Below are 13,690 nucleotides of genomic sequence, written 5' to 3' on the forward strand. Positions count from 1 at the left end.
GTCAGTCCTCAGCTGACCAGCACCAGAGCGCCCCGGTCGATAAGCTCGACCGGGGTGGTTCAGCACGGAGGGCCGCTAGCGGACGAGTGCGATGCCGACGCTGGGGCCGCCGTTCGCAAGCCGGACGAGCGGGCTGTTCCACCACGTTTGCGGCGTCGCGTCGTAGGTGAGTCTTTGGTAGGGCTGTGGGGTTGCAGGTGGGCGCACGTTGACCACGATTGGTTCCGCATCCTGGTGGACGACGGCGAAGCGGTCTGGCGCTGTGGCGCCGACCCCGACGAACTTCGTTGTCGGCGAGTTCAGAGCGTCGATTTCATAGACGCGCCGGTACTCGGTCGCGTATGTCGTGCCCATCTTCGATGCGTAGACGGCCACCTCTTGAATGGCCTCGTAGATCGGGAATCCCGCGTTGCGGGCAGCGACCAGTGTCTGAGTGGTCATTCCTTGTGGGGCGGCGCTGTCGCCGGAGGCGAGGCTGGCTGCTGCAGAGGTGATCGGCGCCAGCAGATCTGCGTTCGGTGTGGCTGCTGCAGGCACGGCCCCACCCACGACCGCCGCTGCGGAAATGGCTGCCGCGGCGAGCAACTGCCTCAATCCACGTGCCTTCATGATGATCTCCCCCCATGTGTTGTGGCGTTGGGTGGCCGCGGGAGACGCTAGCGCCCCTCCCCGCTCCTCCCTCTGATGTCTCGTCACGTCGCCTGACTTCATTACTGACCCTCTACCGAAGGAGGGCCGTACCGGATTCTGCGGATGAGTCCTGTTGACGACTGGCGTACACGACAAAGACCCTCTTCACGGCCTGGACGAGGAAGGTCCCCCGTTGTCAGCTTCCGAACGGGAGGGTGATGCTGCCGGTCCCGGGCTGGGGCGCGGTGGCGTTCACGGGCAGGGACAGAATCTGCCTGTGTCCCGAGTCGGCGATGTAGACGCGGTCGCCGTCGAGGTCGATGCCGCTCAGTCCACGGAAGCCGCTGAACGGCAGGGTTACTGGGGTCGAGGTGCCAGCGGGAACTTTGCGGACCGTTCCGCCCGGTCCGGGCTTGCCGAGAGAGCCGAAACCGCCTTCGTACGTATTCGACTCGTCGACGTAGTACACGTCACCGTCGCGGACGGTCAGACCGGTGAACGTGCTCTCAGCGCCGTACGGGAGGACGGTCGATTCCAGGGCTCCGGCCGGAAGCGTGAACAGTCTCTTCGAGTACATGTCGCTGGCGTAGACGTCGCCGCCATCGACCGCGATCTGGACCGGCCCGCCGTCGAGGCCGCGAAACGGTAGCTCGGTCGGGGTCGACGCCCCCGCGGGCAGTTCGAGGACTCGCTGGTTGAACGTGTCTGCGACGTAGACGTTGCCGTCCTCGACCGCGATGCCCAGCGGCTGGTGCAACCCGGCGAACGGTAGAACCGTCGGCGTCGACTGTCCGGCGGCAAGGAGGAGGACCCGGCCCTGGTCGAGGACGTACACGTTCCCGTTCTCGACTGCGACGGCCCGAACGTCGGTGAGCTCGCCGAGCGGCAGAACGGATGGTGTGGAGGCGCCGGCGGGAAGCACGAGAACTTCCTTGGCGGTGTCACTGTTGTTCGCCACGTAGACGGCACCGTTCTCGGTGGCGACGCCGACGAGGTAGTTGGCCGTCGGAAACGCGAATGCCGTCTGCCCCGGTACCGGTACCCCGATGTCGAGCAGGAAGGACTGAACGGCCACGCCGGCATCGGCGAGTGGATCCGCCGCTGCCGGAGCCGATCCCATCCCCGCGATGACCACCGCGGCTGCGACGCCGACGGCACACTTCTTCACATCAGCCATGCTTCCCCCTCGGTCGAATGGACCACCCCTGGAGTGCGTGACGCTAACCGTATGAGCGACCTGCACATCGCCAATGTCGTTGTGCGGTCGTTGATTGTTACCGACCCTTGACCGGTCGAGGCGGGCTCAGCGGCTGTGGTTGACCGCTGGACACCGTGGCCAGCCCACTGTCATTCCGTTCCGCCGCCCCCGCCGATGCGTTCCGCTGGTTGTGCGATTCCGTCTCCCGGTGCTTGTTCGGTGGGGCTCTGGTGGGGAAAGACGAAGCGGCGCATTGCCCACCACCGGAAGGCTGTCGCCATGAGTGTTCCGATGATGGAGCCGCTGACGAAGTCGGAGATATTATCGACGACGAGCGACACGTGGGGCACTCTCAGGTCGAAGACGTATCTCGCAATCCCGAGCGGGATCTGGTTGATTGCGACGCCGATTCCGGCCACGGTGAAGTACAGGGCGGCCTCGTGATGTCGCGGGCGGCGTGCGCGCTCGGCGAAGGACCATTCTCGGTTCAGGACGTACGACAGGATCGTGGCGACGAGGACCGCGAGCACGTTGGCGGTGACGGGCTTGTCGGTGAGCACCGTCCACTTCAGGCCGAAGAACAACACCACTGTCGTCACGAACGTGATGGCGCCGACGACGAGGAACTTGAGTATTTCCGCGCGTTTGAGCAATCGCGCGACCCAACGATCTGGGAGGTGCTCGATAATCCGTTCCGAAAATTGCATCAGCAGGAGGTCACCTTTCGCGGTAGTCGATGCAACGAGTGAGCTTCCACAAGAAAGCTGAACCGAGGTCCGCGAGCGGGTGCCGCTCGGGATCCTCCCAGCCGGGCTAATCAGCTGCCGAAGGGGACTCCGATGCTCCCTGTATTAAGGCCGGCCGCAGGAGTGTCGACAGGAAGCGCGAGAACACGCTTGTTCTTCTGGTCGGTGATATAGACCTTGCCACCATTGACCGCGATCCCCGCGAGTCCTTGGAATCCTCGGAAGGGCACCACAGTGGAGGACTCCGTGCCGCCGGGGATCTTGCGGACAGTTCCGCCGGGCGGTGTCGGCCCGAATGACCCGAACTCGGGCGTGTACGAGTTGGATTCGTCGGTGACGAACAGATCGCCGTTGTGCACGGCAATCCCGCCGATCATCGCGTCAGCCCTGAAGGGAAGCGTGGTCAGTGTGGCCGTGCCAGCGGCGAGCTTGAAGACCTGGCGGCGGTCGAGATCACTGATGTAGACGTTGCCGTTCTCGACTGCGATGAGCGACGGGTTGTTCGGGGTGCCGAACGGCAGCGTCGTCGGGGCCGATCGGCCGGCTGCGAGCTCGAGTACCCGGTTATTGAAGGTGTCGGTGACGTAGACGTTGCCGTTCTCCACCGCGGGGCGAGTTGTCCCGGAGGCTGGGGTGGGGGACTCCGGGCACATCGCAGGCCGTCTTGCGCCTGGAGCCCCGCCACACCAACGGCGCAGGCTCACTGAAGCGATCAGCTTCAGCACGAGGGGCTCCGACTATCGCCTCTATCGTCACGGCGCCGCTGGCCGGCCGAGCTTTGTGAGGATCAACGGTCAGGCACTTGCGATAGTGGCTGTTCCGCCTGCGAACAGCATTCCGACTATTGCGGCCCGCCGTGGGAGTCCTCGGCGGGCCGCCACAGCCACCACGCCCGCGTCGAAGACGTCCATCACGATGCCAGCTTGCAGCGTCGCACGTCGGACCGTGTTGTCAGGATGTAGTGCAGCGGCGCCCAGAATGATGTCGCGGATTCCGAACGCTTTGATCCAGATCCCTTGGTCGGGGCCGGGATATTCGACCCCGAGTGCCTGGTGGACGGAGCGCGGGGCGAGTGCGGTCGTGGCGCCCCAGAGGATTCGTCCAATGCCTATAGCGGCGAGAACGCGCCTCTCGGCTGACTCAGCAGTCGTCATGGGCGACCGATCCTCTCCATGTTGCTGGCTCATCGTGCCGACACCTTATCGGCGATGCGCTGCAGGGTGTTGTCATATCCAAGGGCTTCGTTGTCGGCGACAGGCGCGGTGACCGCGGCCTCGTTCCAACATGTGTCTCCGGCGCGGCCATCCCTCAGTGGCCGCTCGTATGGTCGAGTGACCGGATGTCCTGGTCGAGCAGGTAGTGGTTTACCGCGATGCCGGCCCGAGCCCCTTGTGCGGCAGCGTGAATGATCTGTGCGGGGGAATCGGCGACGTTCCCTGCGGCCCAGACGCCGGCGACCGATGTCGCACCGGTCTCGTCCGCCGCGATCCAGCCGTCATCGGTCCTCACACATCCCAGGTCGCCGAGTAGGGCATCATTCGGAACGAACGTCGGACCGACGAAAACCGTGGACCTGGATACGTGCTCGCCGTTTGCGAGTTCGATCGTCAGCTCCGATTGATCCTCCCGTACCTGCCGCACACGGCCGTCGACGATCCGGACGCCCCAGCTCGTCAAGCGACGCCGCTCGTCCTCCGAAAGCTCGATGGTGTTCGGGAAGATCGCGACGTCGTCAGACCACAGCCGGACGAGTGCCGCCTGATGCAACGTGAACGCGCGATTCTCCCCGCCGACCACGCCTAACCTGCTGTTCCGCACCTCGTACCCGTGGCAGTACGGGCAGTGAATGACACGATTCCCCCACAGTTCGTCGATTCCTGGGATTGAGGGCAGTACGTCGCGCAGTCCCGTCGCGACGATCACCGAGCGGGCGTGGTGCCCTCTGCCGCCGCTATCCCGCACGGTAAAGCCGCAGCCGTTGCGTTCCTGGACGGAAGCGACCTTCCCCTGAACCCATTCGCAGCCGTAGCGTTGAGCTTCGTCGCGGCCGCGCGTGTTGAGTTCGGTCGGTGCCAGCCCGTCCAGGCCGAGGTAGCCGTGCAGGTGGTTAGCGGGCGCGTTGCGCGTTGCGCCCGCGTCGATCACCAGCACGTGTCGCAGCGCACGCCCGAGCAGTGTCGCTGCGCTTGCCCCGGCGGGCCCGCCGCCGATCACGATCGCGTCATACATGAATGCCCCCTTCACTCTTCGATCCTGCTGGCACGCTAGAATAATTGTCAACTAGTTAACAATGGAGGGTTGATGGGCGATTCGCTCCGCGATCGAACCGAGCAGGCGTGGCGTGGTGCGCGCCCGGACCTAGACACGTCACCGATGGCCGTCGTCGGCCAAGTGCACCGCATCGCGGCGGCGTTGCGCACGTCGGTCGAACAGATCTACGACGAGGCGGGGGTGACCGCGACCGAGGTGGAACTGCTTGTCCCGCTGCGATACCCGACAGATGGGTTGTCAGCTATCCGGCTCGCCGAGCTGCTCGGGATGACCCGCGCGGGCGTGGCCAAGGCGCTCGCGTCGCTCGAAGGCCGCGGTTTGGTCGCTCGTAGGCCGAACCCAGCGGACCGCCGCAGCGCCGTCATCGACCTGACCGATGCCGGACAAGCACTGATCGACGAAGTGTTCCCACGCGAGCTCAAGGTCCACGCCGATATGCTCGCCAATCTCGGTGGCGACCGCGAATCCGTCAGCCGATCGCTCCGACACCTCGCTGACGCCGTGGCACCGCCGGAGTAGTGATCCGGTTGGGCGCGCCGGCCCCAAGCCGTGTGCGATCGCCGTTTCGAATTCCGGGTCGCTATGACTGGACGATCTGTCCTGTCCTGTAAGGCGATCGCTCTACGGCACGAATCAGCGCCCTAGCCTGCGGTTCGGCGCGTAGCCTCCAACTTCGGTGCGCAGCGCCGCGTCTGCACTGCGATAGCGTCGCCCACCATGAGCGATCAGTGCGTGTTCTGCGAAATCGTTGCCGGCAAGGTCCCCCACGCGAAGGTGTTCGAGGATGACATGACCTACGCCTTCATGGACATCAACCCGGCTTCCGACGGCCACCTGCTAGTTGTTCCCAAGCGGCACAGCAAGGATCTGTTGGAGATTCCCGCCGATGATCTGACTGCCGTCACCCTGACCGCCCAACGAATCGCCAAGACGGCCATCAAGGAGCTGGGCGCCGACGGGGTGAATCTTCTGAACTGCTGCGGCGCGGATGCATGGCAAACCGTGTTCCACTTCCACCTGCATGTGGTGCCGCGGTATGTCGACAAAGCGAAGGATCGACTGGTCCTGCCTTGGCAACCGGGGGTCTCGGGCTATGCGGACACGATCACCGCATTGGCTGATCAACTTTCGCCCGCCCTGGATTGAGGGGCTGAAGCTCGGGCGGTCCTTCTCGGTACGAAATCCCCGACGGCGCCGCACAAGGGTGTCCTGTTTGACGATCATTGGTCAGGGCGATTGGTGCTAGTCCTGCTGGAAAAGGTGGTCATAGCCGATGGCGAAGGTGAGGTCGGACGGTTCCACCATCACCGTGCGCCGGTCACCGACCTGCGGTCGCACGCTACCTGTGGGCACCTCACAGCCCGCGTCGAACGTGTCAAAACCCGGGCCACTGATACGGACCGTCAGTTCGGCGATGTCCTGGCCCTCGTCGCTGCCCCGGATCCGGTTGACGGCGAGGATCTCCGCCGTCGCCGCGATCCCAGCGGCCCGGAATCGCTTTTCGTCCCAACGCCACCCGTAAGTACTGACTGCAAGCCCGATTCCGATCGGGAGGGTGAAGACTCCCCACCACAAGCCGGTCGCCAGCGAACCGTCGGCCCACCCGGCAATCGGCCCGGCCAGGATGAGACCACCCGCGATCGAATACGTCATCACCCCGCCGGCGGGACCGATGAGCTCGACCTGTCGCGGCCCCTTCGCGTTCTTGTTGGACACCTCGACACCCTATGTGTGGCACCACGCTTACAACGCGCCGTTCGCTTCCCGGGCTCGGATCCGGCCAGCGGGAAATTCCTGTACGCGGGCTCCCCGCCCCGCCACGTGTCCTGTCGATCGCCGATCAGGACACTCTGCCGGGTCGGGAGATCCAGCGAACCCACGGCGGTTCATCCGTCGGTTTGGTACGCGACGCTGAACTCCACCGCGATACGTCCGTCCGACACTGGGACCGAGGTGTGGAACTCGAGTCCACAGTGGGCGGCAAGCTCGATCAGCTCGTCGACCGTCCTCTCCTTGCCTCCGAAACACATCAGCATGAACAGGTCCATGCCTGTGCCAACGCCGTGCCCTCGTACCGGCTCGACAACCACCACTGAGCCGCTCGGGGTTGCCGCCCGCCTGCACTCGGTCAGGATCTTCCGGGCGTGCTCGTCGTCCCAGTCGTGGAGGATGTCGGAGAGCAGGTAGGCGCCCGCTCCCGCGGGCAACGGGTCGAAGAAGCTGCCGGAAATGGCGCTCGCCCGATCCCCGAGTCCGCCGGCAGCGAACCGTTCGGCGGCCGCGGTCGCCGTGGGCGCCAGGTCCAGGACCCGGCCCTTGACCCCGGGATGGGCGTGCAGAATTTCGCTGAGTAGCTGCCCGTCTCCGCCGCCGACGTCGACGATGTCGGGAAAGCGGCTCCAGTTCAAGCTCTTCGCGATCTGCGGTGCCTGTTCGCGGAACCGCCAGTTCATCTGGGCGTCGAAGGTGCTCCGCAGTTTCGGCTCGGCGTCGAGATCCGCCCAGAAGTCGTGGCCGTACCGGTGCGGATAGGAGGGTGCGCCTGTGGTGACCGTTTCGAGAAGATCGACGAAGGCGAGTTCGGCGCGACCGCCTGCGCAGGTGATGTCGAGCAGGGGTTTGACCCCTTCCGGGGCGTCCTCGCTCATCTGGGCACCGAGGCGCGTGGGCCGGTAACGGGCGGGCTCGGCATCGAGACCGAAGACGCCGATCGTGACCAGGTGGTCGAGCAGGCGGCGCAGTGCCTGTGTCTCCGTTCCGGTTGCAGTGGCGAGTTGCTCTGCCGTTGACCCCTCGGTGCCTGCGTGTTCGACCAGGCTCAGGGTCGCCGCTACTCGGATCGCCATGGGTGTGGCCAGATCAGCCAGCGCCATGATCGACGGTGTTGCCGCTGGTTTGTCCACGGCACAAACCTACTCATGCCGGCGCACCTCCCAGTGAGAAGTGTCCTGTTTGACGATCGCCGAACGGGACACTTGTTCGAGAGCTGCGGAATGGAGTGTGACCTTCAGGGATAGATGGCGGTGATTCTTCAGACGCAAGTGGCGGGCGCCGAGTGCCTAGGCGTCGATGCTGCATCTAATCTGTCGTCATGAGGGCGGGGAAGACGCAGGTAGCGATGCGGTGTGTCCCCTTCGCCATTCTTCTCGCCACCGTCGCCGCGCTTGTCTACTTCAGCCAAGAGCGTCCGTCCACGCCGACGCCGGCCGAAATCATCTGGCGCTCCGCACTGCCGGGTTGCGGCGCCGCGGCGCCGCGCCCGGGGACCGAGTCGCAGGAGCCATTCACCCCGGCGGTGATCGATTGCCTGTCGGGAGGCAGAGAACGCAGTGGCGGCGAGTTCGCGCTCACTTCGTATACGACCGAGGGCGACCCCATCGTGTACTACCTGCGTACCGCGCCCGGCACGAATGACGTCGAGGTGCTGGTCGACTCGTCTCAGGACAAGTTCGGAGGCGGGCCTGGCTGGCGCAGAATCACCTGCACAATCGCCGAACTCTCACCTGACCTGCTGCGCGACTGCATGTCCAGGTACTGAGCACCACGGTGCGGAAGATGTGGGCCCCCGTGATGTCGCACGGTGAAGTTCTGGTCCGCAACCACCGTCGAGGATGGGCAGTTCGAGATCGGGCACGGTCACTGATGGTTCCGCATGGGTGGGCGCCGATAAGTGTAGTTATCGCACCCAAACCGGAAAGCGCCTGGCCGTGCGGTATTCGTGTCCCGGTCGGTCATTACTGTTGTCTCTACCGGAGTTGTCCGGCAGCGTGGAGACCGTGCCGACCCGGATAGCAGTGCAGGTTGCCTGCGTTGCAGCGCTGGTGTCGGTGGGAACGATGCTCCTGCTGGTTGGCGCGTACGGATCCGGGTCGCTGTGCCTGTTCGGCGCGGTCTTCTGGTTCTGGCGCCTGTACCGCGACGCTGTGTGAGTGGAGCGGTCCTCTCTCGCGCCACCGCGACATCTACAGTGCCCGGATCGAACGATGTGAAGGCCGGAGTCATGCGCGCAGCGCCGGGTTGTGGATTGGCGCGACGTGGAAAGTGATCCGACAGACGACGGCGTCGGTGTCCTTCCGCAACCGATGTGCGATCTCGTCGGCTCGGTGCGAGGGAAGAAACTGGTGCCACGTCGTGGCGGGATCGATGGTGGCGATCACCACGAAGGTAGGCCGGCGACCCGACAGGTGTCTGTGGATGTAGTGGGCGAGTGATCCTCCTACGGAGTGGCCAATCTCCTCGATCAGAATCAATCGCACATCTGGATAACGCTTCTGCCATGCTCGTTGCAGTTCCTGTACCGCCTGCGGTCGGGAGCACACGTGGATAGCCACGGGCTCGGCAGTCATGGCGGAAGCCACCGACAGCGCCCGTCGTGTCAACTCGTTGACACCCGAGACCGGCACCAGCACGGTGGCACGGTCGGCGGGGGCCGACTGTGGCATGGTCTGCACCGAAGCGGTGGTGAGTTGTTCGCTGATGTGACTGTAGGCGGCACGTACGCGTTCCATGCCGGCCACCAGCAGGGGCAGCGCGAGAACGATCAGCCACGCCCCCTCGGTGAACTTCATCCCCGCAGTGACAAGCGCCGCGGTCCCGGTCAAGACGGCGCCGACCGCGTTGAGCGTGGCTCGCCACGCCCACCCTGTGCTGCGAACCTCTCGCCAGTGCCGAACCATGCCGGCTTGAGCGATTGTGAAGCCGACGAACACCCCGATCGCGAACAGCGGGACGAGGGCGTTCATGTTGCCGCCGGACCCGATCAGGAGCAGTCCAGCTGCGATCCCGAGTGCGACGACGCCATACCCGTACACGTCGCGTTGGTTTCGACGGGAGAACCGGTGCGGTAAAGCGTTGTCGTCAGCCAAAATTCGCATCAGCGTCGGCAGGCCACCGTAGGACGTGTTCGCGGCCAGCGCCAGCAGTATCACGGTCGCAAACTGGACGACGTAGAAGCCGACACCGTTCCCGAGCGCGGCAGCAGTCACTTGCGAGAGGACAGTCGCGTTCGTCACCGGGACGATGGAGAACTTCTCGATGAGCACCGCTAGGCCCAGCAGCATCACCCCAAGGAGCACCCCCAGAGTGACCTCGGCCCGCTGCGCGTTGGCGACCCGAGGTCTACGGAAGCTGGGGACCGCGTTGGCGATCGCCTCGACCCCTGTCAGCGCAGCACACCCACTTGAGAACGCCTTCAGCAGCAGAAGCACACCAATGGTCTGAGACTGCAGCACCAACTGCTCCTGACTCAGAACGCTCGCCGGTTCGGACCGCCACAACCCCACGATGATCACGGTGAAGATACCGGCGACGAACACGATGGTCGGGGCCATGAACGTGCGCGCGGAGTCCGCGATGCCCCGCAGGTTCAATGCGGTGATACCGGCGAGAATCGCCAGGACGATCCACAGCGTGTGGGGCGCAAGACCCGGGAACGCCGACGTGAGCGCGGCGACTCCCGCGGCGATCGACACCGCGACATTGAGTACGTAGTCGACGATCAACGACGCGGCGGCCGTCAGCGCAGCTCTGTCACCGAGGCGGCGGCGCGCGACGGCATACGCGCCACCCCCGGCGGGAAACGCGGCGATGACTTGCCGATAGGACGCCACCAACACGGCAAGAAGCACTGCAATCGCCGCGGTCACAGGAAGTGTGAAACCGAGCCCGACACCGCCCGCAGCAGCCAGAACCAGGACAATCGCCTCGGGGCCGTACGACACCGATGCCATCGCGTCGAGAGACAGGCCGGCCAGACCCGTAGCGACGGACAGCTTGCGCTTGCCCTCGCCACCATCCGCGGTACCCGTACGGAGTCCGCCTGCCCTGGTGCGACCCGCGTGAACTCGGCGATCCTGCACAAACACGGGCCTCACCGGACACCCCCGGACCGGCGTCGGGACAACGGCGCCCGGTCACTGGCGTGTTCCTTGGCCGCCACATCACCGCGCTGCGAACCGAAACGGTCTACCGGGGTCGCGTCAGCGCTCCCGATTGCTACGGGCGCCGTGCGAGTGACCACTGCCCGGTCGCAGCCATCCCAGCGCGCATTGGCGCGGCGGAATATCAGGGCAATCAACAAGAACGACACGACCACCAGGATCGAAGCGAGTGACTCACTCACGGCATGGCTCCCGCACGAGACAAGCGAAATGGACAAGACCAAGCTTCGGCGGACAGCGGCGGTCGACGAAGAGCCCGGACGCATTCTTGGCGGTATCCATACGCCACCGCGCCCAATGCGTTCGCTGTCGCGTGCATGAGCGGCTCCGTCCAAACCTGGGCCTGGGGATCGAGGCGAGCCTCGGCTCGAAGCAACTCGATGCGCAGATCGGCCGTGTATTCGAGCATTCTGCGAGGGCAGAAGGATGGCCCCCGCGCAGAGGCGGCTTGGAGAACGAGATCGTGCGGATCCTGGCCGAACGGTGGGGTCAGGCGACTGGCCCTACCGAGATGGTGGCGCCACAGCTTGCCGCGATCTCGAACGCTCACGACGCCGCCGCCGTGGTCGTCGGATCCCGCGGACGCTCCGCAAACTCAGGTCACCGTCGCCAGTGCCGATGAGCGCTTTCACCTATCCGTGCAGCAGTCCAGGTGCTCGAGCCGCTCGGTTGGATCGACCCCGGCATCCAAGAATGGGTTCGCACCCGCAGCAACGTTCCGGCTCTACTCCGCGCCCGACCTCGCTGACCGCGGGTGTTCGGATGCGGTTCGGCAGCCGCGGGGGATCTGTCAGCGGCAGGTGATTCGCTCGCTTTCCGGCCATGCCGGGCGATCCGGGGGCGGCGGAACAGAGCCCGTCGAGGAGCGAGCGCATCCGGGCCGTGTCTTTCTGCTGCCGGTGCTGCGTTCTGGGGTGTGACTCGGGTGCGTGCCGCTTGGTGTGACGTCGGTTCGGTCGCACCGCAGTCGAGGCCCGATTTCTCATATCCTTGTACTCAGTGACCTGCGTCGACAGTCGACGCCGGGTGAATCGATCTACCCCAATGGAGGACCCCTGGGTGGCCATCACCAACATCAACGAGTTCGCTCATCTCACCGACGCCGACGTCGACGCCCTCGGACGCGAGTTGGATGCGATCCGTCGCGACGTCGAAGAGTCCCGGGGCCTACGCGATGCCCGCTACATCCGGCGGGTCATCCGCCTGCAACGCTCCCTCGAACTCGGCGGGCGCGCAGTGCTCTTCGGCAGCCGACGCAAGCCCGCGTGGGTTCTCGGCACGGCGATGCTCTCGCTGGCGAAGATCATCGAGAACATGGAGCTCGGGCACAACGTGATGCACGGCCAGTGGGACTGGATGAACGATCCGGAGATCCACTCCACGACATGGGAGTGGGACCAGACCGGGCCGTCCGAGCACTGGAAGCGCGCCCACAACTACGCGCACCACACCTACACCAACATCGTCGGGATGGACGACGACGTGGGATTCGGCATCCTGCGGATGACCCGGGACGAGAAGTGGCGGCCGATCAACCTGCTGCAGCCGATCGCGAACGTGATCTTGGCGGCGACGTTCGAGTGGGGCATCGCGCTGCACGACCTCGAGGCGCAGCAAAAGCGCGAGGGCGTCGACCCGATGCGGTGGAACTCGGGGCCCCACAAGCAGTTCGCAGTCAAGATCGCACGTCAGGTCGGTAAGGACTTCGTGCTGTTCCCGGCGCTGTCGGGCCGGGCGTGGAAGCACACGCTGGCAGCGAACGCGACGGCGAACCTGGTCCGCAATCTGTGGGCGTACGCGGTGATCTTCTGCGGACACTTCCCGGACGGTGCCGAGAAGTTCACCGCCGAGCAGTTCGAGAACGAGACCCGCGCCCAGTGGTACCTGCGACAGATGCTCGGCAGCGCGAACATCGACGCCGGCCCGATCATGGGATTTTTGACCGGAAACCTCAGCTACCAGATCGAGCACCACCTGTTCCCCGACCTGCCGTCCAACCGGTACCCCGAGATCGCGGTGCGGGTGCGCGCGCTGTGCGCCAAATACGACCTGCCCTACACCACCGGTCCACTGACCCGGCAGTACCTGCTGGCGCTACGCACGATCCACAAGCTCGCACTGCCGGACCGGTTCCTCACACGGACCTCCGACGATGCCCCCGAGACGTCGTCGGAGCACAAGTTCCACGCCACCGGTTCGCGGATCGACGCCGACACCGGGCGCCGCCGCGGGCTGGCCTCGGCGCTGCGGGCGCACGCCGAGGCCCGCGTAAAAGCACGCAGGTTCACCCGCGGGAAGTGATGGGGGCCGGGAAGCGCCGGCAGGTCCGGCGAGGATCCCGGCCTCCTTCCGAGGTGGCGCGGAGGACAGAAGTTCGTGGCCGGCTGCCGGTTCTTCGGGCGAGCCGTACAGTGGGGGAAGGCGCCCGGAGACTTGCTTGTTCCCGCGCCGACCTCTTCACACCCCAGACAGTGGTGATCGAGCACACGAGTCAGCCGCGGCGTATACCTGCGTCGGCGGCGGGGCCATCGATATCCTCGCGCGGAGGTGCGCCCGGTCGACCGGGCGCCCGCCGCTTTCGTGCGATACCAACAGATAAAAGGGACACGCCGTGAACAGCAAGCATGATCCGGTCAACGGACGACTTTTCTACGATCCGCGGGCCGAAGCGGAGGGCGATAGCGGCGCGAACCACACGACCACCGAAAAGCTCACCAGTATCGCCACCACTGCTTCTCGCCCGGTGTCGAGAAGCAGCGAGGAGATCCATCGCGCACTCTTCAGCGCCCGATAGTCTTCTGCGGCAACACTTTTCGTCATCTCTATCGCGTCCGACCATAGCGGCGTTCCGGCCGAATGCGGGACTTCCCGTCGAATGTGTGGTTGACTGTGTTTGGTCGTAGTTT

At 65.2% G+C, this 13,690-nt stretch carries 14 protein-coding genes; 6 read left to right on the top strand and 8 right to left on the bottom strand.

Annotation, left to right across the window (positions count from 1 at the left end; translation table 11 throughout):
• Positions 1 to 75 precede the first annotated feature (75 nt).
• From HUN07_RS25890 to HUN07_RS25910, 5 genes are all read right to left on the bottom strand, one after another.
• Complete coding sequence (locus HUN07_RS25890) at positions 76 to 609, bottom strand: hypothetical protein (RefSeq protein WP_147283484.1); 534 nt, start codon at positions 607 to 609, stop codon at positions 76 to 78.
• Positions 610 to 826: 217 nt separating this feature from the next.
• Positions 827 to 1,807, bottom strand: coding sequence for a hypothetical protein (locus HUN07_RS25895; RefSeq protein ID WP_174914095.1), 981 nt, complete (start codon positions 1,805 to 1,807; stop codon positions 827 to 829).
• Between the two features lie 170 nt (positions 1,808 to 1,977).
• The gene (locus HUN07_RS25900) at positions 1,978 to 2,535 is read right to left on the bottom strand and encodes a GtrA family protein (protein WP_174914097.1); all 558 of its coding nucleotides are present in this window, start codon (positions 2,533 to 2,535) and stop codon (positions 1,978 to 1,980) included.
• A gap of 110 nt (positions 2,536 to 2,645) precedes the next feature.
• Positions 2,646 to 3,179, bottom strand: a complete 534-nt coding sequence (locus HUN07_RS25905) for a hypothetical protein (protein ID WP_174914099.1) — start codon at positions 3,177 to 3,179, stop codon at positions 2,646 to 2,648.
• A gap of 703 nt (positions 3,180 to 3,882) precedes the next feature.
• Positions 3,883 to 4,803, bottom strand: a complete 921-nt coding sequence (locus HUN07_RS25910; RefSeq protein ID WP_174914101.1) for an NAD(P)/FAD-dependent oxidoreductase — start codon at positions 4,801 to 4,803, stop codon at positions 3,883 to 3,885.
• A gap of 144 nt (positions 4,804 to 4,947) precedes the next feature.
• Between HUN07_RS25910 and HUN07_RS25915 the strand changes: the two genes are divergently transcribed.
• Together HUN07_RS25915 and HUN07_RS25920 are read left to right on the top strand one after the other, a co-directional pair.
• Positions 4,948 to 5,364, top strand: a complete 417-nt coding sequence (locus tag HUN07_RS25915) for a MarR family winged helix-turn-helix transcriptional regulator (protein WP_254622683.1) — start codon at positions 4,948 to 4,950, stop codon at positions 5,362 to 5,364.
• Positions 5,365 to 5,562: 198 nt separating this feature from the next.
• A complete protein-coding gene (locus tag HUN07_RS25920; protein ID WP_174914104.1) occupies positions 5,563 to 5,991 on the top strand; it encodes an HIT family protein in 429 nt (142 codons plus the stop codon).
• Positions 5,992 to 6,087: 96 nt separating this feature from the next.
• Here the strand turns inward: HUN07_RS25920 and HUN07_RS25925 are convergent, their stop codons facing one another.
• Together HUN07_RS25925 and HUN07_RS25930 are read right to left on the bottom strand one after the other, a co-directional pair.
• Positions 6,088 to 6,561: a hypothetical protein gene (locus HUN07_RS25925; RefSeq protein WP_174914106.1), complete on the bottom strand. Its 474-nt coding sequence runs from the start codon at positions 6,559 to 6,561 to the stop codon at positions 6,088 to 6,090.
• A gap of 170 nt (positions 6,562 to 6,731) precedes the next feature.
• A complete protein-coding gene (locus tag HUN07_RS25930; protein WP_217487164.1) occupies positions 6,732 to 7,748 on the bottom strand; it encodes a methyltransferase in 1,017 nt (338 codons plus the stop codon).
• 188 nt (positions 7,749 to 7,936) lie between these two features.
• On the opposite strand from HUN07_RS25930, the gene HUN07_RS25935 reads away from it, so the two are divergent.
• Positions 7,937 to 8,383, top strand: coding sequence for a DUF4362 domain-containing protein (locus tag HUN07_RS25935; RefSeq protein WP_114720075.1), 447 nt, complete (start codon positions 7,937 to 7,939; stop codon positions 8,381 to 8,383).
• 238 nt (positions 8,384 to 8,621) lie between these two features.
• Entirely contained in the window at positions 8,622 to 8,774 is a 153-nt protein-coding gene (locus tag HUN07_RS25940; protein WP_174914108.1) for a hypothetical protein, read from the top strand.
• A 69-nt stretch (positions 8,775 to 8,843) separates the two neighbouring features.
• On the opposite strand, the gene HUN07_RS25945 is transcribed toward HUN07_RS25940, so the two are convergent.
• Positions 8,844 to 10,709: an APC family permease gene (locus tag HUN07_RS25945; RefSeq protein WP_441346790.1), complete on the bottom strand. Its 1,866-nt coding sequence runs from the start codon at positions 10,707 to 10,709 to the stop codon at positions 8,844 to 8,846.
• 1,134 nt (positions 10,710 to 11,843) lie between these two features.
• Between HUN07_RS25945 and HUN07_RS25950 the strand changes: the two genes are divergently transcribed.
• A complete protein-coding gene (locus HUN07_RS25950) occupies positions 11,844 to 13,085 on the top strand; it encodes a fatty acid desaturase family protein (RefSeq protein ID WP_114720436.1) in 1,242 nt (413 codons plus the stop codon).
• A gap of 310 nt (positions 13,086 to 13,395) precedes the next feature.
• Positions 13,396 to 13,578 carry a hypothetical protein gene (locus tag HUN07_RS25955; protein WP_174914110.1) on the top strand — a complete coding sequence of 61 codons (183 nt, stop codon included), beginning with the start codon at positions 13,396 to 13,398 and terminating at the stop codon, positions 13,576 to 13,578.
• Positions 13,579 to 13,690: the final 112 nt, after the last annotated feature.

Origin of the sequence: Rhodococcus sp. W8901, from assembly GCF_013348805.1 — a bacterium.
Classification (GTDB): domain Bacteria; phylum Actinomycetota; class Actinomycetes; order Mycobacteriales; family Mycobacteriaceae; genus Prescottella.